The sequence below is a fragment of the Deltaproteobacteria bacterium RBG_16_64_85 genome, from assembly GCA_001798885.1.
Classification (GTDB): Bacteria; Desulfobacterota; Deferrimicrobia; order Deferrimicrobiales; family Deferrimicrobiaceae; genus FEB-35.
The window spans coordinates 1-17,583 of the sequence record MGQW01000096.1 but is presented as its reverse complement, the minus strand read 5'-3'; the positions used below and the strand labels follow the sequence as shown (position 1 = coordinate 17,583).

General features: G+C 66.2%; 14 protein-coding genes. All 14 read left to right on the top strand.

Going from position 1 to position 17,583, the window contains the following annotated elements:
• The first annotated feature begins 101 nt into the window (after positions 1–101).
• Genes A2Z13_01185 through A2Z13_01120 form a run of 14 tightly spaced genes read left to right on the top strand, consistent with a single transcriptional unit; the run spans position 102 to position 17,581 of the window.
• Positions 102–1,142 carry a heat-inducible transcription repressor HrcA gene (locus tag A2Z13_01185; protein OGP75869.1) on the top strand — a complete coding sequence of 347 codons (1,041 nt, stop codon included), beginning with the start codon at positions 102–104 and terminating at the stop codon, positions 1,140–1,142.
• Positions 1,143–1,201: 59 nt separating this feature from the next.
• Positions 1,202–1,810 (top strand): nucleotide exchange factor GrpE, encoded by a 609-nt coding sequence (locus tag A2Z13_01180; protein ID OGP75859.1) that lies wholly within the window; start codon positions 1,202–1,204, stop codon positions 1,808–1,810.
• Between the two features lies 1 nt (position 1,811).
• Positions 1,812–2,918 carry a molecular chaperone DnaJ gene (locus tag A2Z13_01175; GenBank protein OGP75858.1) on the top strand — a complete coding sequence of 369 codons (1,107 nt, stop codon included), beginning with the start codon at positions 1,812–1,814 and terminating at the stop codon, positions 2,916–2,918.
• Positions 2,918–4,852 carry a hypothetical protein gene (locus A2Z13_01170; protein ID OGP75857.1) on the top strand — a complete coding sequence of 645 codons (1,935 nt, stop codon included), beginning with the start codon at positions 2,918–2,920 and terminating at the stop codon, positions 4,850–4,852. Before A2Z13_01175 ends, A2Z13_01170 begins: the two co-directional genes overlap by 1 nt.
• Positions 4,853–6,871, top strand: coding sequence for a hypothetical protein (locus tag A2Z13_01165; GenBank protein OGP75856.1), 2,019 nt, complete (start codon positions 4,853–4,855; stop codon positions 6,869–6,871). It abuts the gene before it with no gap.
• Complete coding sequence (locus A2Z13_01160; GenBank protein OGP75868.1) at positions 6,868–7,734, top strand: UTP--glucose-1-phosphate uridylyltransferase; 867 nt, start codon at positions 6,868–6,870, stop codon at positions 7,732–7,734. Before A2Z13_01165 ends, A2Z13_01160 begins: the two co-directional genes overlap by 4 nt.
• Positions 7,731–8,171, top strand: coding sequence for a hypothetical protein (locus A2Z13_01155; GenBank protein OGP75855.1), 441 nt, complete (start codon positions 7,731–7,733; stop codon positions 8,169–8,171). Before A2Z13_01160 ends, A2Z13_01155 begins: the two co-directional genes overlap by 4 nt.
• Positions 8,172–8,202: 31 nt before the next feature.
• Positions 8,203–10,716 (top strand): endopeptidase La, encoded by a 2,514-nt coding sequence (locus A2Z13_01150; GenBank protein ID OGP75854.1) that lies wholly within the window; start codon positions 8,203–8,205, stop codon positions 10,714–10,716.
• A gap of 26 nt (positions 10,717–10,742) precedes the next feature.
• On the top strand, positions 10,743–11,738 hold the full coding sequence (locus tag A2Z13_01145) for a thiamine-phosphate kinase (protein OGP75867.1): 996 nt from the start codon (positions 10,743–10,745) through the stop codon (positions 11,736–11,738).
• A 5-nt stretch (positions 11,739–11,743) separates the two neighbouring features.
• On the top strand, positions 11,744–12,994 hold the full coding sequence (locus A2Z13_01140) for a hypothetical protein (protein ID OGP75853.1): 1,251 nt from the start codon (positions 11,744–11,746) through the stop codon (positions 12,992–12,994).
• 3 nt (positions 12,995–12,997) lie between these two features.
• On the top strand, positions 12,998–14,284 hold the full coding sequence (locus A2Z13_01135) for a hypothetical protein (protein OGP75852.1): 1,287 nt from the start codon (positions 12,998–13,000) through the stop codon (positions 14,282–14,284).
• Entirely contained in the window at positions 14,281–15,030 is a 750-nt protein-coding gene (locus tag A2Z13_01130) for a 1-(5-phosphoribosyl)-5-amino-4-imidazole-carboxylate carboxylase (protein ID OGP75851.1), read from the top strand. Before A2Z13_01135 ends, A2Z13_01130 begins: the two co-directional genes overlap by 4 nt.
• Before the next feature lie 20 nt (positions 15,031–15,050).
• Positions 15,051–16,226: a TIGR00299 family protein gene (locus tag A2Z13_01125; GenBank protein ID OGP75850.1), complete on the top strand. Its 1,176-nt coding sequence runs from the start codon at positions 15,051–15,053 to the stop codon at positions 16,224–16,226.
• The gene (locus tag A2Z13_01120) at positions 16,214–17,581 is read left to right on the top strand and encodes a DNA repair protein RadA (GenBank protein OGP75849.1); all 1,368 of its coding nucleotides are present in this window, start codon (positions 16,214–16,216) and stop codon (positions 17,579–17,581) included. Before A2Z13_01125 ends, A2Z13_01120 begins: the two co-directional genes overlap by 13 nt.
• Positions 17,582–17,583 lie beyond the last annotated feature (2 nt).

The following is a 17,583-nucleotide window of genomic DNA, read 5'->3' as shown; positions in this document are numbered from 1 at the left end:
GCGGGGGCCGTCCTTGACACCCCGGCTTCGGCGTTGGTACATTGAGGGTTAGCACTCGAAGTGTTGGAGTGCTAAAAACCGCAGGCGGGCAGACTACCGTGATCGGGGCGCTGGACGACCGCGGGGCGCAGGTGCTGCGCCACGTGGTGGAAGATTACATCGAGACGGCGGAGCCGGTCGGCTCGCGCACCATCTCGAAGAAAATGGGGCAGCAGCTCTCCCCTGCGACGATCCGCAACATCATGGCGGACCTCGAGGAGATGGGCTACCTGGTCCAGCCTCATACCTCCGCCGGCCGAGTGCCCACCGGGACGGGTTTCCGGTATTACGTCGACTATCTCCTGGCGAGGCGGAAGCTTGCGCGCCCCGAGCGCGACCAGCTGCAGCGGATGGCAGCGGGGGAGGCGGGGGCGACCTCCGCCGAAGAGCTGGTTCGCCAGTTCAGCCGCCTGGTCTCGAGCCTTTCCCGGCAGGCATGCGTAGTGGTCGTATCGCGGCACTCGAGTCAGCCGTTGCTCTCCCTGAACCTCTTGCGGGCGGGGGTCGACAAGATCCTGCTGGTGACCGTCACGCAGGCGGGGTGGGTCGAGCACCGCCTGATCGACGGCGAGACCGACCTGTCGGACGACGACATCGGAAAGATCAACGGCTACCTGAGCGAACTGGCCGCCGGCCTCTCCCTCCCGCAGCTGCGGGTGAAGATCCTGCAGGAGATGAAGAAGGAAAAAGCGCGGTACGACCGGCTGATGCAGCGGGCGCTGCTGCTCAGCGCAAAGGCGCTCGACGAGGGGAGCCCCACGGAAGTGTACGTCGAAGGCAGGGCCAACATCCTGGAACAGCCGGAGTTCGTGGAGGACGTACAGAAGCTCAAGCGGATCCTCCGGGCGTTCGAGGAAAAGAGCGTCATCGTCCGGCTTCTCGACCGGGCGCTCGAAGGCGAGGCCATCCAGGTTTCGATCGGCACGGAAAATCCGGTGGAAGGTCTTCCCGACATCTCGGTGGTGGCGTCGGGGTACCGTCTGGGGGACTCGTCGATGGGCAGCATAGGGCTGATCGGCCCCGTCCGGATGGATTACTCCCGGATCATTCCCCTCGTGGAATACTCCGCCAGGCTCTTGAGCTCCGTCTTCGAACACCGATAAAACCGGAAACGTCTTTCGGGCATGGACCGCTCGTAAGATCGGCAGGAGAGGGAATCGTCATGAAGGATAAGGAAAAGAAAAAGAACCTTCCGCGGGAGACGCCGTCCTGCGAGCCGGAGCATGCGGGAGAGGAAAACGCGGAGGAAGAACGGGCCTCCTCCCCGGTGGAGGTCGCCGGGGAGCTGGAGGAATTGAGGAACCGCCTGGCATATCTCGCCGCGGAGTTCGACAACTATCGGAAGCGGGTCGCCCGGGAGAAGGAGACCCTGGTTTCCTTCGGAAACGAGCGGCTGCTCCGCGCCATCCTGCCGTTTCTCGACAACCTGGAGCGGGCGATGTCACTGGCCGGGTCGTCGGGATCGTCCGAAGGGCTCCTCGCCGGCGTGCACCTGACGCACGACCAGTTCCTCTCCGAGCTGCGGAAGTTCGGGCTGGAGCAGATATCGGCGGAGGGGGAGAGGTTCGACCCGAACCTTCACGAGGCGATCGCGCAGGTCCCGTGGGTAGGAAAGCCCGAGGGGACGGTGCTGTCCGAGGCCGGCAAGGGGTACCTGCTGAACGGCAGGCTGCTCCGGCCCGCCCAGGTGACGGTCGCTGCGGCGCCACCGGCCCGGTCCCCGAATCGGGAAGACGGACCGGACCCGGACCCCGCCGGCCAGGGGAACTGAGGTGGCCAAGCGCGACTATTACGAGGTGCTGGGGGTTTCACGGAACGTCGGCCCCGACGAGATCAAAAAGTCTTTTCGCCAGCTGGCCCTCCAATATCACCCCGACCGGAACCCCGGAGACAAGAGCGCCGAGGAGAAGTTCAAGGAACTCAACGAGGCCTACTCCGTCCTTTCGGACCCCCAGAAACGAGAGCAGTACGATACGTACGGACACGCCGGTCCTTCCGGCCAGGGGTTCGGGGGGTTCACCGATTTCAACTTCGGCGGCGTGGAAGACATCCTCAACGAGTTCTTCGGGTTCGGGACGATCTTCGGGGGCGGCAGGCAGAAGTCGCGTCGCGGGGCCGATCTCCGCTATAACCTGGAAATCGCGTTCGAGGAGGCGGCGTTCGGGACCGAGAAGGAGATCGTCGTCCCCCGGACCGCGGCCTGCGCCGAGTGCGCGGGGAGGGGGGCGAAGAAGGGGACCCGCCCCGAGCGGTGCGCGGCGTGCAACGGGCGGGGGCAGGTTTCCGTCCAGCAAGGGTTCTTCTCGATGACCCGGACGTGCGGCCGTTGCCGGGGGGCCGGGGAGATCATCCGGGAGCATTGCCCCGAGTGCGCGGGAAGCGGGACGGTCAAGGAAAAGCGGTCCCTGAAAGTGAAGATTCCCGCTGGCGTCGACAACGGAACGCGGCTGAAACTGCGCGGGGAGGGGGAGACCGGGCCGGGCGGCGGTCCCCCGGGCGATCTTTACGTCGTGGTGTCCGTCCGCGAGCATCCTTTTTTCGTGCGCGACGGGGAGCACCTGCTGTGCGAAGTGCCGATCGTCTTTCCCCAGGCCGCGCTGGGGGATGAAATCGAGGTTCCGACCCTTTCCGGCAAGAAGAAGCTCACCCTTCCCCCGGGAACGCAGTCCGGCCAGGAGTTCGTGATGAAGGGCGAAGGGGTAGCCGTTCTCAACGGACATCGGCGGGGGAACCTCGTGATCCGGGTCGTCATCGACGTCCCGAAAAAACTGACCAAGCGGCAGAAGGAATTGCTGGTCGAATTCCGGGAACTTTCGGGCGACTTCCCCGGCCCCATCTCCCGGAGCTTCTTCGAAAAGGTCAAGGAGATCTTCGGTTGATGCGCAAGACGGGGGGGGCTTTCGCCCTCATCCTGCTGGCCGTTGTGTGCGTCGCATCGTGGGGGGAGGAACTCCCCCTTCCGCCCGCCGCGGAGACCGTGCCGGTTGCCCGTCCGGCGGCCCCTTCCCCTTCCCGCGCCCTTCCGATCGCCCCGTTCTGGCGCGCGGAGACGGAGTTCCAGGCCGGCAGGACGGATGAGGCGCTCTCCCATTTTCTCGATCTGGCCTACAATTACCCCGACGACGAGCGGAAAGGGTTCGTATGGATGCGAGTGGGGGAGATGCTGCTCGCCAAGGGGGAGATCGAACCGGCCCTCTCCGCCGCGGACAAGGCGATCCTCCTTTCCCGCGCCCGGTTCCTGGCGCTCTCCGCCATGGACCTCAAGTTCCGGGTGTACCAGCGCATGCAGTGGAAGTCCGAGGCGCGGCAGGTGGCGGCCTACCTGCTGGACCAGCAGTACATCCACGCCGATCCTCCGAAGCTGCTCGCCGTCATGGCCCGCGCGGACTTGGAAAGAGGAAGGGTAGGCCAGGCGATGGGCCTGTTCCGCCGCGCCGCGGAGACGGCTCGCACCCCGGAGGAGACCGCGCGAATCCGCGCGGAGAGGGATGCCCTGATCGCGGGCTTGACCGATATGGCCGCACTGCGGGAGGCGGCGGAAGGCGAGGAGGAAGCGGGGGTAAAGGCCCACCTGTTTCTGACGATGGGGAAGCTGGCCTCCCGGAAGGGATTCACCGGCATGGCGGCATTTGCTCTCGAGAAAGCGGCGGGCGCGGGAGGCACCGGTTCGCAGGAAGCGGCGGAACAGCTCTTCCGGCTGGAGAAGATCATCGCTTCCCGCCCGAAGATCGTCGGACTCGTCCCCTTGAGCGGAAAGCTGGCCGACATCGGGTTCGCCGTCCTCTCCGGCGCGGAAATCGCCTTGCAGCAGTCCCGGCAAAAGGGAACCGATCCCCTCCTGCCGGTCCTGCGCTGGATGGACACCGGCGGCCAGCCGGACCGGGCCCGAAAGGAGTTCCTCGGGGCGGCATCGGACCGGAGCGTCATCGGGTTCCTGGGGCCGCTGACCGGGGAGGAGGGGCGGTCCGTCGGCGTCGCCTTCGGGCCGAAATCGCCCCCGGTCCTCTATCTCGGCCAGAAGGGGATCCAGGAGAAGCCCTTCCTGTACGGATTCGGCCTCTCCCCAACCACGGAGGCGCGGGCGGTCCTGGCCTATCTGCAAAGAAGCGGGCAGTCCAATCTCCTGCTCCTCTACCCGGATAACGGTTACGGAAAAGGGTTCGCGGAGGCGGTCGCTGCCGCAGCGCAGGAGAGCGGGATCCGGGTCGGCAAGACGGTTTCCTACCCCCCCGAAGCAAAGGACTTCACCGAGGTGATCCGGAAGGCCGTGGGGCAGACCGCCTTTGCCCGAGAGGCGAAGACGAAGGAGAAGGGAAAGGGGATGAAACTTCGGCAGGAGGCCATCCTCATCGCCGACCGGTGGGACCGGGTCTTCCTCCTTGCCTCGCAGCTTCGCTATTACAACGTTTATGTTCCCCTTGCGGGATTCTCCGGATGGAACGACGAGGAGCTGATCCGGAAGGCCGGCGACGCGGTGGCGGGCGCCGTGTTCTCCGTGGACTACGCCGACGCGATTCCCGGCACCCAGGGCGAAAAGTTCCGCACGGAATACCGGGAGGCGTTGAGATCCGCCCCTTCGCGCTTCGAGGCGATGGGGTACGACGGTGCGATGCTTCTCGCCGAGGCGTACGACCTCAACGCCGGGAAGGAGGGTCGCTCCGCCGGAGAAGCCTCCCGCGAGCAGATCCCCCGGCTGAAAACGTTCCGCGGCGTGACGGGGGCCTTCCAGTTCGGCCCGTCGGGGGAGATGCGCCGGAAGGTGTTCCTCCTGCGGGTGGAGCTCGGGAATTTCGTCCCGGTGCCGGAACTCTAAGTGCCTTCCGAACTCGCGCAGCGCGTGCGTGCGGTGTTCTCCCCCGGTGGGCAGCTGTCCGCCGCTCTCCGGGGGTTCGAGCCCCGTCCCGGGCAGCATCGCTTTGCTTCCGAATGGTCGGACGCCCTTTCGCGAGGGGAGATCCTCGTAGCGGAGGCGGCCACCGGAATCGGGAAAACGCTCGCCTATCTGATCCCGGTGGTGCTCTCCGGTCGCAGGGCGATCCTCTCCACGGGGACCCGGACGCTTCAGCAACAGCTGGTGGAAAACGACGTCCCCATCGTCCGGCAGGCCCTCTCCGCACCCTTTTCCTGCGTCGTCGCGAAGGGGCGGGCCAACTACCTGTGCCGCCGCCGGTGGAAGCGGTTTGCCGCCGCGCCGCTGTTCGAGTTTGCCCGGGAAGCGGCCCATTTCAATCGCATGCAGGCCTTTGCCGAGACGACCCGCACGGGGGACCTCTCCGAATGCCCGGGGATCCCGGAGGATTTCCGGGCATGGGGCGAAGTCAACGCCCGTTCCGAGGTTTGCGACACGGCCGCCTGCGCGGAAGTGGAGCGGTGCTTCCTGATGGAGGTCCGCCGACGGGCGGCGATCGCGGACCTGGTGGTCGTCAACCATCACCTCTTCTTCGCCGACCTGGCCCTCCGCGCGAGATCGGGTGGCGGCCCCGACATCCTTCCCTCCCCCGACGTTGTGGTCCTGGACGAAGCCCACGGCATCGAGGAGGTTGCCTCCTCTTTTTTCGGCCTCAGCGTTTCCCTGTGGCGCGCACAGGAACTCTGCCGCGACGTTGCCCGCTCCTGCGGCAAAGCGGGGGAAGGGTGGAGGCCAGCGCTCCCGGCGGCGGAAGCCCTCCGCCGCGCGGCGGAAAGCCTGTTCGTTACCGCGGGGGAAGGGCAGGGGAGGTTCCTTCTCCAGCGGCTTGCGGAGGACCCCTCTTTCTACCGGCGGGCCGAAGAGCTGCGGCGCGCGGGGGAAGAGCTCTGCCTGACCCTTTCCACCTGCCAGGGATTCCGGGGCGCCGCGGGGAGAGAGGCCGCCGGAAGCGGGGGACCGCCGGAAGGCGACGGGGAAATGCTTCTGCGGAGAGCCCGGTCGTTCGTCGAGGATTTTGCCGGAGTGCTGTCTCCCGAACCGGGGAGTACGGTGGCATGGGGGGAGCGGCGCGGCCCTTCCGTCACCTTCTGCCGCACGCCCGTCGAGGTCTCCGCGATCCTCTCCGACGTGTTGTGGAACGAGTCGTGCCCGGTCCTCCTGACCTCCGCCACCCTTTCCGTTTCGGGGAACCTGTCCTATTTCCGGGAACGCGTCGGCCTGGGCGGTGTTGATGTTAGGGAACTCATTGTGGATAATGAGTTTGACTTCGCGCGGAAGGCGCTCGTATATGTCCCGGCCGACCTCCCGGATCCTGGCGACGAGGGGTTTCCGTCCGCCGCCGCCCGGGAGACCGCCGCCATTCTCTCGCTCTCCGGCGGCGGGGCCCTCGTCCTTTGCACCAGTTACCGTACGCTGGGCGCGCTGGAGGAATTGCTTCGGGATGCGCTTCCGTTCACGCTCTACGTGCAGGGCGAAGGCCCCCGCATGCACTTGCTGCGGGCGTTCCGGGAAGAGGAGGACGCGGTATTGATCGGAACGGGGACGTTCTGGGAAGGGATCGACGTGCCCGGGGAATCGCTGCGTTGCGTGATCATCGACAAGCTTCCGTTTGCCCCCCCGACCGATCCCGTGGTGGCGGCCCGCGTACGGGCTGTCCGCGAGCGGGGCGGGGACCCGTTCGCCGAGTACCAGCTTCCCGAGGCCGTGCTCGCGCTGCGCCAGGGAGTGGGGCGTCTGCTGCGGCGCGGGGACGATTTCGGGGTGGTGGCTCTCCTCGACCACAGGGTCCTGTCGAGGCCTTACGGGGCGGTATTCCGGGAGAACCTTCCGGAAATGCCGTGGACCCGGGACCCGGGGGCGGTAAAGGATTTCTTTCGGCGGTTCCGGCGAACGGAATGGCGGAAAAGGGAGAAAAAAGGATGATACGAAAAGCGGTGTTTCCGGCGGCGGGATTCGGGACTCGCTTCCTCCCCGCGACGAAGGCATCCCCGAAAGAGATGCTCCCCCTCGTGGACAAGCCGCTCATCCAGCACGGTGTCGAGGAGGCGAAAGCCGCGGGGATCCGGGACATGATCATCGTCACCGGGCGCGGGAAGAACTCCATCGAGGACCACTTCGACGTTTCCTTCGAGCTGGAGGCCATCCTCGCCAGGAAGGGGGACGGCAAAATGCATGCTCTCGTCCGTGCGATCTCCGACATGGGCGATTTTTTCTACGTCCGGCAGCACCTGCCGCTGGGCCTGGGGCACGCCGTGCTGCGCGCCAAGGACCTGGTCGGCGAGGAGCCGTTCGCCGTCATCCTCTCGGACGACGTGATCGACTCGAAAGTGCCGGTTCTCCGCCAGATGATCGACGTCTACGAGAAGTACAGCGCCGGGGCGGTTCTGGCCATCCAGCAGGTGCCGAGGGAGCACGTGTCGCGTTACGGTATCATAGAAGGCAGGAAGATCGCGGAGGGGGTGTACGAGGTCCTGGACATGGTCGAAAAGCCCAGGCCCGAGAAGGCGCCCTCGGATCTGGCCATCATCGGCCGCTACCTTCTCCCCCCGTCGATTTTCCCCGCTCTCCAGGCGACGAAGCCGGGGGCGGGCGGGGAACTCCAGCTGACCGACGCCATCCGCGCACTGCTCTCCCAGGAGCGGGTCATCGGGTACGCCTTCGAGGGGATCCGTTACGACGCGGGGACCAAGCTGGGGTTCCTGATGGCCAACATCGCGTTTGCGCTGAAGGACCCGGAGATCGGCCCGGGCCTGCACGCCTTCCTGAGGAAGGAGAGGATCCGTTGAGCCGGAACATGAAGAGGAAGCCCGTTGACGAGGAAAAGGGCCCGCAGGGAGTCTGCATGATGGGGCGGGTGATGCTGGTGGACATCTCCGACGAGGCGGCGTACAGACCGCTCTCGGACGTTCACGAAACGCCGGAGGAGGTGGTCATCCGGATGGAGCTCCCGGGAGTGTCAAGGGAGGGGATCGACGTCCGGGTGAGAGGCCAGCGGATCGTGGTTGTCGGAGAGAAGCAGCCCGACACGGCCGCCGGGGATGTCTCCTACCTGTGCGTGGAGCGCATCTTCGGCAGGTTCCACCGGGCCTTCGACGTGAGCGGTTCCGTGAACCTTGCGCGGATGACGGCTGTCTTAAAGGGAGGAGTGTTGATCCTGTTTCTCCCGAAAGTCTCGGAACGGCGCGGACAGGAGCGACGGATTCCGGTCGTTACCGAAGGGTAACGTCTAAGGAAGAACAGGGGGAAGAAGCGATATGGCGGACGAAACGATCAGACCTGGCGATCCGGAACGCGAGGCCCCGGCCCAGCAGGAAGGAGAACGGGCTTCGATGCCCGAACGACGGGAAGAGGCCGAGCCGAAAGAAACGGCCCCCGAGATCCCGACGATCCTCCCCCTGCTCCCCGTGAGGGACATCGTCATTTTTCCGTACATGACGCTGCCGCTCTTCGTGGGGCGCGAAGGTTCGATCGCGTCGGTGGAGGAGGCGCTGGCGCGCGACCGGCACATTTTCCTGGCGACCCAGAAGGACCCCTCGGTGGAGGAGCCGAAAGTGGAGGACCTCTACCGGACCGGGACCGTAGCGATGATCATGCGGATGCTCAAGCTTCCCGACGGTCGCTTGAAGATCCTCATCCAGGGTGTCGTCAAGGGGAGGATCGTCGAGTTCATGGAGTCCCGGCCCGCGGTGCGGGTGCGCATCGAACGGCTCGTCGAGTCTCCCGTCAAGGAAGGGGCGCTCGAGGTGGAGGCGCTGATGCGCGCTTCCCGGGAGAAGATCGAGAAGATCCTCTCGCTGAAGAACATGCCGGTCGAGATCCTCATGGTCACCGAGAACATCAGCAACCCAGGCGTGCTGGCCGACCTGGTGGCCTCCAACCTGCGGCTCAAGATCGAGGAGGCCCAGGGAGTGCTGGAGGAGGAGGACCCCGTCGCCCGGCTGACGCTGGTGAACAACCTGCTCTCCCGGGAGCTCCAGCTGGCCGACATGCAGGCAAAGATCCAGAACCAGGCCAAAGAGGAGATGTCGAAGAGCCAGCGGGAGTATTTCCTCCGCGAGCAGCTCAAGGCGATCAAGTCGGAGCTGGGCGACATCGACGGGAAATCCGAGGAGATCGACGAGCTGCGGGAGAAGATCAAGGCGGCCGGGATGTCGGAGGAGGTCGGCAAGGAAGCGGAGAAGCAGCTCCGGCGCCTGGAGGGGATGCACCCGGACTCGGCCGAGTCCTCCGTCGTCCGGACCTATCTCGACTGGCTGGTGGAGCTCCCCTGGAAGAAGGAAACCCGGGACAACATCAACATCGCCAAGGCCAAGAAGATCCTCGACGAGGACCACCACGACCTCGAGAAGGTCAAGGAGCGGATCCTCGAGTACCTCGCCGTCCGCAAGCTCAAGGACAAGATGAAGGGGCCGATCCTGTGCTTCGTTGGACCACCCGGCGTGGGGAAGACCTCCCTGGGGAAATCGATCGCGCGGTCCATGGGCCGCAAATTCATCCGCATGTCGCTGGGAGGGATCCGGGACGAAGCCGAGATCCGCGGCCACCGGCGAACGTACGTCGGGGCGCTCCCCGGCCGGATCCTCCAGGGCATGAAGAATGCGGGGACGAGGAACCCCGTCTTCATGCTGGACGAGATCGACAAGCTCGGTGCCGATTTCCGGGGAGACCCTTCCGCGGCGCTGCTGGAGGTGCTCGACCCGGAGCAGAACTTCGCCTTCAGCGACAACTACCTCAACGTTCCGTTCGACCTGTCGAAGGTGCTTTTCATCGGCACGGGCAACATCATCGACCCCGTTCCGCCGGCCCTGAAGGACCGGATGGAGATCCTTTATCTCTCCGGGTACACCGACGTCGATAAGCTGGCCATCGCCAAGCGATTCCTCCTGCCGCGGCAGAAGGAGGAGAACGGCGTCCGGGACGGCCAGCTCCGGATGACCGACAAGGCCATCCTGGCGATCATCCACCAGTACACCCGGGAGGCGGGCCTGCGGAACCTCGAGCGCGAGATTTCGCAGATCTGCCGCAAGACGGCGCGGAAGATCGCCGAGGGGGAGAAGGGTCCGTTCTCCATCACCCCGAGGAACCTCTCGAAGTACCTCGGGGTACCGAAGTTCCTCCCCGAAACCGAAGGGGAGAAGGACGAAGTCGGCGTGGCGACCGGCCTGGCGTGGACGCCCACCGGGGGGGACATCCTGTTCGTCGAGGTGTCGCTGGTCAAGGGGAAGGGGAACGTCACCATCACCGGGTCCCTGGGCGACGTCATGAAGGAGAGCGCCCATGCCGCGCTCACCTACACGCGGTCGCGCGCGGCCCGCCTGGGCCTGGCAAGGGATTTTCACTCCAGCCACGACATCCACATCCACGTCCCGGCGGGCGCGATCCCCAAGGACGGGCCATCCGCCGGGATCACGATCGCCACGGCGCTCATCTCGTCGCTGACGGGGATCCCCGTCCGGCGCGACATCGCGATGACCGGGGAGATCACCTTGCGGGGACGCGTCCTGCCGATCGGAGGGCTGAAGGAGAAGGCGCTGGCCGCCCTGCGGGCCGGGATCACCGAGGTCATCGTCCCCGAGCAGAACCGGAAGGACCTGGAGGAAATCCCGCGCCACGAGGCCCGGCAGTTCACGTTCACGTTCGTCAAGAGCATGGACGAGGTCGTCGCCAGAGCGCTCGGGAGGAATCCCCTCCGTCCGCCTGCGCAGGGAGACGGCGCCGCGGGCGCGGGGGGGCGCCGCACGGCGAAGAGGTCGCGGAAGAAGCGGTGAAACGCAAAGATCCCTCTCCCGGATGCCTGCGGGACCTGGGAGAGTTCGGGTTCATCGAGCACGTGAAGCGGCGGTTCGGCGGTCCCGTCCGCACCGGGGAGATCGGCATCGGGGACGATGCCGCGGTCCTGCGCGCGTCGCCCGGGAACGTGGTGCTCTCCACCGACCTGCTGGTGGAGGGGACCCACTTCGATTTCCGGTATTTTCTTCCCGAGGAGCTGGGGTGGCGCGCGCTCATGGCCAACCTTTCCGATCTCTCCGCGATGGGCGCTTCCCCCGTCTGCTACCTCGTCGCTCTGGCCGCCCCTCCGGAAACGCCCGTCCGGCTCCTGGACGGCATATTCCGCGGGATGACGAACGCAGGGCGTTCCTCCGGGATCCGGTTGATGGGCGGGGACACTTGCCGGAGTGAAACCCTTGTGCTGGGCCTTACCGTCTTGGGAAAGGTTTCCCCCGGAAAGGCAGTCCTGCGTACAGGCGCACGGCCCGGCGACCTCCTCTTCGTCACCGGGGAGCCCGGCTGGTCCCGCCTGGGGCTGCGGCTCCTTTCCGGCGGGCGGCCCCGGGACCCCAAGGGATGGCGGCGCGAGGCGATGCGCCGGCACCTTCGCCCCGAGGCCCGTTGGAAGGAGGGTGCCCTGGCGGCACGCAGCGGAGCGGTCTCGGCCATGATCGACCTCAGCGACGGTCTTTTGCCGGATCTCTCCCACCTCCTCGAGCAGGGAGGGATGGGAGCCGTCCTGGACGAGAAGGCGTTCCGGTTCTCCGCGAGGTTCCGGAAAGCCGCGGCGGGGCTGCGGGAGGACGCCGTCGCCGCCTTCCTCGCCGGGGGCGAGGACTACGAGCTGCTGATGTCCGTGCGTCCCCACCGGTACGAATCCTTCCGGAGGGCCGCGCGGCGCTTCCCCGCCGGGGCGCACCCCATCGGCATGGTGACGAAGCAGGCCGGAATCCGGGTGCGCCTCGCCGACGGGTCCTGGATGAAGGAAACCCGCCTCCCGCGGGGCTTCGTCCACTTTTAAATCCCATGAAATTTCTGCTGCTCCCCTTCCTGTTTGCCGCGTCCGCCTTCTTTTCTTCGGCGGAGACGGCGTTCTTCGCCCTGCGGCGCGTCGATTTCCTGAAATGGAGAGAAGAGGGGAACCGGCTTGCCGCCGCGATCGAGAAGATGCTCGAAGCGCCGGGCAAGCTGATCGCCACGATCTTCATCGGCAACGAGATCGCCAACGTGGCGATCTCCTCGGTGATCGCCGCCCTCCTGATCCGGGAATTTCCCGCGCACGGAGAGCTCCTGGCTCTGCTCCTGGGCACCCTCGGGGTCTTGATCCTGGGGGACATCGCGCCGAAGTGCATCGCCTGGCCGCGAGCCCGCGCCTGGTCGCTCCTTGCCTTCCGCCCGTTTCGCGTCTTCGAAAGGCTCGTGGCCCCGCTGCGGTTCCTTCTTACGATGACGGCCGGCGGGATCCTGCGCCTGATCGGGGGAGGGTCCCTTCCGGCTCCCCGCGGAGGGCTCACCGAGCGGGAGTTCCGCGCGCTGGTGGACGTCGGGGAAGAGACCGGAACGCTCGATCCCGGCGAGAAGGAACTCATCCACAACATCTTCGAGATGACCGACCAGCGGGCGGGAAACATCATGACGCCCCTTGCCGACGTGTTCATGGTCCCCGCGACGCTTCCGTACGGGGAACTTCTTGCCCAGTTCCGCAGGTACCGCCGGTCCCGGATCCCCGTCTACGAGGGGGAGCGGGGGAATATCATCGGCGTCCTGTATTTCAAGGAGCTGCTCCGGCCGATGGCGGAAGGGGGGACGGACGTCGCCTGGAGAGAGCTGTTGAAATCTCCCTTCGTCATCCCGGCGTCGAAGAAATTGCCGCTCCTCCTGCGCGAGTTCCAGAAGCTCAAGGTCCACCTGGCGCTGGTGGTCGACGAGTTCGGGGAGCTCATCGGAATCGTCACGCTGGAGGACGTCCTGGAGGAGCTGTTCGGCGACATCCGGGAGGAGCACGACAGGGAGGAGAAGGAAATCGCGACCCGGCCGGACGGAACGTTCCGCGTCCTGGGGAAGATGCCCATCCGCCGGTTCAACGATGCGTTCGGCACGGACCTGCCCGACCAGGAATGGGACACCGTCGCGGGGCTCTTGCTCCACGAGTTCGGGAGACTGCCCGGCAGGGGGGACTCGATCGTCCTCGGGAATCGTTGCTTCACCGTCGAGCGGCTGAAAGGGATCCGCATCGTTGAGGTTGGCGTCCGTGAAATCCGCGAGGGAGGGCAATAGGCCGTGGAATTCCTCGCCGCGATCGCCTTCTGCCTCCTGATGGAAGGCCTGTTCACGGGGGCAGAGATGGTCCTGGTCTGTGCGGATCCGCACAAGCTCACCGAACGGGCGAGGCGGGGCGAGCGGGGGGCGCAGATCGCGCTTCGGCTCCTGTCCCGGCCCGAGCACGCCATCTCCACGACGCTCACCGGGACGAACCTGTTCGTTGTCCTCTCCACGGTCCTCGCCACATCCCATTTTCTTCCGCGCTACGGGAACCATGCGGAGCTGCTGGCGGTTGCCGTGATCACTCCGCTGGTGATCCTCCTCGGCGAGATCGTCCCCAAGAGCTTCGCCCAGCCCCGCGCGGACGCCCTGGCCGGGGGAGCCGCCCGCTTCGTCTGGTACGCAGGGATTGCGCTGTATCCCCTGGTCGCCGCGGTCTCTTTCTTCGCCCGCGTCGTCTCGAAACCCTTCGGCGGCTTTCCCCCCCTCCACGGCATGGTCACCCGGGAGGAGCTCCGGCTGATTCTCAAGATGAGCCGGACGGGGTCGGACGTGGAGGCGCACGAACGGGCGATGGTGCGCCGCGTGTTCCGCTTCGGGGAGAAGAAGGTCGCGGACATCTTCCGTCCCCTGGCCCAGGTCGTGGCGCTCCCGGAAGGCGCGGTCTGCCGCGAGGCGGCGCTGCTGGCCTCCCGCAGCGGCTATTCCCGGTACCCGGTGTACCGGGAGCGGATCGACCGGGTGGTGGGGTTCCTCCACGTCCTCGACGCAGTGGGCAGCCCCCCTGACGGCCCCATCCTTCCCCTGCTGCGCAAGGCGTTCTTCGTCCCGGAGCTGATGCCGATCGACGAGCTGATGCGGAAGTTCCAGGCGCAGAGGACTTCCTTCGCGGTGGTCGTCGACGAGTTCGGCGGCGTGACCGGGATCGTGACGGCCGAGGACATCGTGGAGGAGGTGGTCGGCGAAATCGAGGATGAATACGACCGGGGGATGGAATACTATAAAAAAGTTGCGCCCGACGAGTTCCTGGTGCCGGGTTCGATGGAGATTCACCGGTTCGAAGAGGAGCTGGGCGCGTCCCTTCCCGCGGGAGACTATTCCACGGTGGGCGGGATACTGATCTCCCTTGCGGGGAGAATCCCGGCCGCGGGGGAGCGTTTCACCGTCCCCGGCGCTGTTTTCACCGTCGTGCGTGCCACGGAGCGAGCCGTCAAGGAGGTCCGGGTGCGGTTGTCGTCCCGGCGGGAGAGTGTGGAGGAGCCGGTGGAGAAACCGGAGACGGAGCGCTGGGAGGAAACGGAATGACCGCGGAGCGGCTGCGACAGCTTCTCAAGGAGGTCGCCGGGGGGAAGACATCCGTGGAGGCGGCATTCCGAAAGATGCGTTCCCTGCCTTTCGAGAGCCTGGGAATGGCGAACGTCGACCATCACCGGTCGATCCGCCAGGGGATCCCCGAGGTGATCCTGGGGGAGGGGAAGACCGCCGCGCAGATCGCCGCCATCGCGCGGGCGATGCGGCGCTCGGGCGCCGACGTGCTGGTCACGCGCCTCGATCCCGCCAAGCAGAGGGCGATCCGAAAGAGTTTCCGGGAGGCGGTCCTTTACGCGAAAGCGCGCTGCGCGGTGATCCGCTCCGGGAAGCCGGCGATCCAAGGAAAGGGAACGATCCTCGTGGTGACGGCGGGCACTTCCGACATCCCCGTCGCGGAGGAGGCGGCCGTCACAGCGGAGTTCCTGGGGAATCGCGTCGAGCGGCTCTTCGACGTCGGGGTTGCGGGGATCCATCGCCTGCTCCTGCGGAAAGAGGCGCTCCTGTCGGCGCGGGTCCTCGTAGTGGTCGCCGGGATGGAGGGGGCGCTCGCCTCGGTCGTCGGGGGCCTGACCGACAAGCCGGTCATCGCCGTTCCCACCAGCGTCGGCTACGGGGCGAGCTTCGGCGGGCTGTCGGCGCTTCTGGGGATGCTCAACTCCTGCTCGCCGACGGTGGCCGTCGTGAACATCGACAACGGCTTCGGCGCCGGCGTTTACTCGTCGGTCATCAACCGTTTGTAACACGAGATGGAAGGGGAGCAGTGAGAGGAAAAATACTATATTTCGACTGCTTTTCGGGGATCGCCGGCGACATGACGTGCGCGGCGCTGCTTTCTCTTGCGGGTGCCGAGAGAGAGCTGCGGCGGGCGCTGCGTGGGCTCCCGGTCGGGGGCTACCGTGTTTCGGTCGAGGGAGACGTCTCCGCAGGAATGGCCGGCACGCGGTTCATCGTGAAGCTCTCCTCCCGCAAGGCGTCGGCACGTAACTTTCAGGAGATCGTCTCCTTGCTCAAACGTTCTTCCCTTCCGATGGGCGCCAGGTCCCGCGCCATTGCCTGTTTCGATCTGCTGGCCACGGCCGAGGCGAAGGTTCACGGCACCAAAAAGGAAAAGGTGCATTTCCACGAGGTGGGGGCGGTGGACGCCATCGTGGACATCGCAGCCGCCTGTTTCCTGTTCGACCGGATCGGTTCCACCTCGGCCTACTGTTCCGTCCTGCCGGGAGGATCGGGCGAGGCGTGGTCCTCCCATGGGAAACTGCCCGTCCCGGGTCCCGCGACGCTTGCCCTCCTTACTGGCGCCCCGTGGCGGTTCGGAGAGGGGGACGGAGAAATGGTGACCCCGACGGGGGCGGCGCTCTTACGCGCCTTCGAGGTCTCCTTCGAGCGTCCGCCCGAAATGACGGTTCACGGCGTGGGTGTGGGACTTGGGCACCGGGAAATCCCCGGGCGTCCGAATATCCTCCGGGTAGTGGAAGGGGAACCGTCTTCTGGCGCAAGAGGGCAAGACCGCGTGCTCGAGGTCGAGGCGAACATCGACGACATGAACCCGCAGCGGTTCGAGCTGCTGATGGAGCGGTCCTTCGCCGCAGGGGCGCTGGACGTGGCCATCCTGCCGGCGACGATGAAGAAAAACCGGCCCGGCTGGGTCCTGCGGATCTTGTGCCCCGAAGAACGGCTGGAGCTGGTTTCCGCTGCGGTCTTCTCGCTTTCGACGGCCATCGGCCTGCGGTACCACGCTTGCGACCGGCTGAAGCTCGCGCGCAACGTGCGGGTCATCGAGACCCGGTTCGGTCGCGTGCGGGTCAAGGAGGCGATGCTTCCCGACGGCTCCGTACGGCCGGTGCCCGAGTACGACGACGTGAAACGGATCGTGCGCGCGGGGAAGGCGACGTTCGACGAGGTGGCGCTGGAGGTGTCGGCGAATTGGCGAAAGTAAGGGTCGATTACGCCTGCACCTCGTGCGGGTTCACCACGCCGAAGTGGCTCGGGCGATGCCCGGACTGCGGGAAGTGGGGATCGCTCGTCGAAGAGGTTGCAGCGGCGGAGCCGAAGTACCGGGTGGTCGTCGATGGGTTTCCCGCATCGAAGCCGGTCCGGCTGACGGATGTGTCCGACACCGCGGAGACCCGCGCGAAGAGCGGCATCGCGGAGTTCGACCGCGTGATGGGGGGGGGCGTCGTCCCCTCGTCGGCCACGCTCATCGGCGGCGATCCCGGAATCGGCAAATCCACCATCCTCCTGCAGGTTGCGAAGGGCTTGGCCCGGGAGGGAAAGCCTGTTCTGTACGTGTCGGGGGAGGAGTCGGAGGCGCAGGTAAAACTCCGCGCCGCAAGGCTCGGAGTCGAAGAGAGGGAGATCTTCCTGCTCTCCGAGACCTCCGTCGAAAAGGTGATGACCGTCGCCTCGGAACTTTCTCCTTCGACGCTTTTGATCGATTCCATCCAGACGATGTTCACCTCCGATCTCCCTGGCGCGCCGGGGTCGGTCGGCCAGGTCCGCGAGTGCGCGGGGCGGCTGGTCTTCTACGGGAAGAAGGCAGGGATGTCGGTCTTCCTCGTGGGGCATGTGACCAAGGAGGGGACGATCGCCGGGCCGCGCGTCCTGGAGCACCTGGTCGACACGGTCCTCTACTTCGAGGGGGAGAAGGGGCACCCGTACCGAATTCTCAAGGCCGTGAAGAACCGGTTCGGGTCGACCAACGAGATCGGCGTGTTCGAGATGCGCGCCTCGGGCCTCTCCGAAGTGGCCGATCCCTCGGGGCTGTTCCTCTCCGAGCGCAGCGGGGACACCTCGGGGGCTCTCGTATTCCCGGCGATCGAGGGGACAAGGCCGCTCCTGGTCGAGGTCCAGGCGCTTGCCTCCCAGTCGTTCCTCGCGATGCCGAGGCGCACGACGCTCGGCGCGGACACGAACCGGGTGATCCTTCTGTGCGCCATCCTGGAGAAGAAGGCGGGTTTCTCCCTCTACAACCAGGACATCTTCGTCAACGTGGCGGGAGGGTTCGAGCTCGACGAGACCGCGGCGGATCTGGCACTGCTGTGCGCCGTTGCGGCAAGCTTCAAAGACCAGGTGATCCCGGCGGGCACCGCCGCCTTCGGCGAGGTGGGATTGGGGGGCGAGGTCCGGGCCGTCCCGATGGCGGAGCAACGCTTGAACGAGGCGGCCCGGATGGGATTCACCCGCGTGATCCTGCCGGCCTCCAACGCCGAGCGGCTGTCCGCGAAGTATCCGCTCACCCTCGTCCCCGTCCGCCACATCAAGGAAGCGCTCGCGCAGGCCTGGAAAAAGTAGGC

Excerpts from the sequence above, each read along its gene's own strand:
- A2Z13_01180 (OGP75859.1), top strand. The coding sequence starts at position 1,202 with ATGAAGGATAAGGAAAAGAAAAAGAACCTTCCGCGGGAGACGCCGTCC.
- A2Z13_01170 (OGP75857.1), top strand. The coding sequence starts at position 2,918 with ATGCGCAAGACGGGGGGGGCTTTCGCCCTCATCCTGCTGGCCGTTGTG.
- A2Z13_01160 (OGP75868.1), top strand. The coding sequence starts at position 6,868 with ATGATACGAAAAGCGGTGTTTCCGGCGGCGGGATTCGGGACTCGCTTC.
- A2Z13_01150 (OGP75854.1), top strand. The coding sequence starts at position 8,203 with ATGGCGGACGAAACGATCAGACCTGGCGATCCGGAACGCGAGGCCCCG.
- A2Z13_01140 (OGP75853.1), top strand. The coding sequence starts at position 11,744 with ATGAAATTTCTGCTGCTCCCCTTCCTGTTTGCCGCGTCCGCCTTCTTT.
- A2Z13_01130 (OGP75851.1), top strand. The coding sequence starts at position 14,281 with ATGACCGCGGAGCGGCTGCGACAGCTTCTCAAGGAGGTCGCCGGGGGG.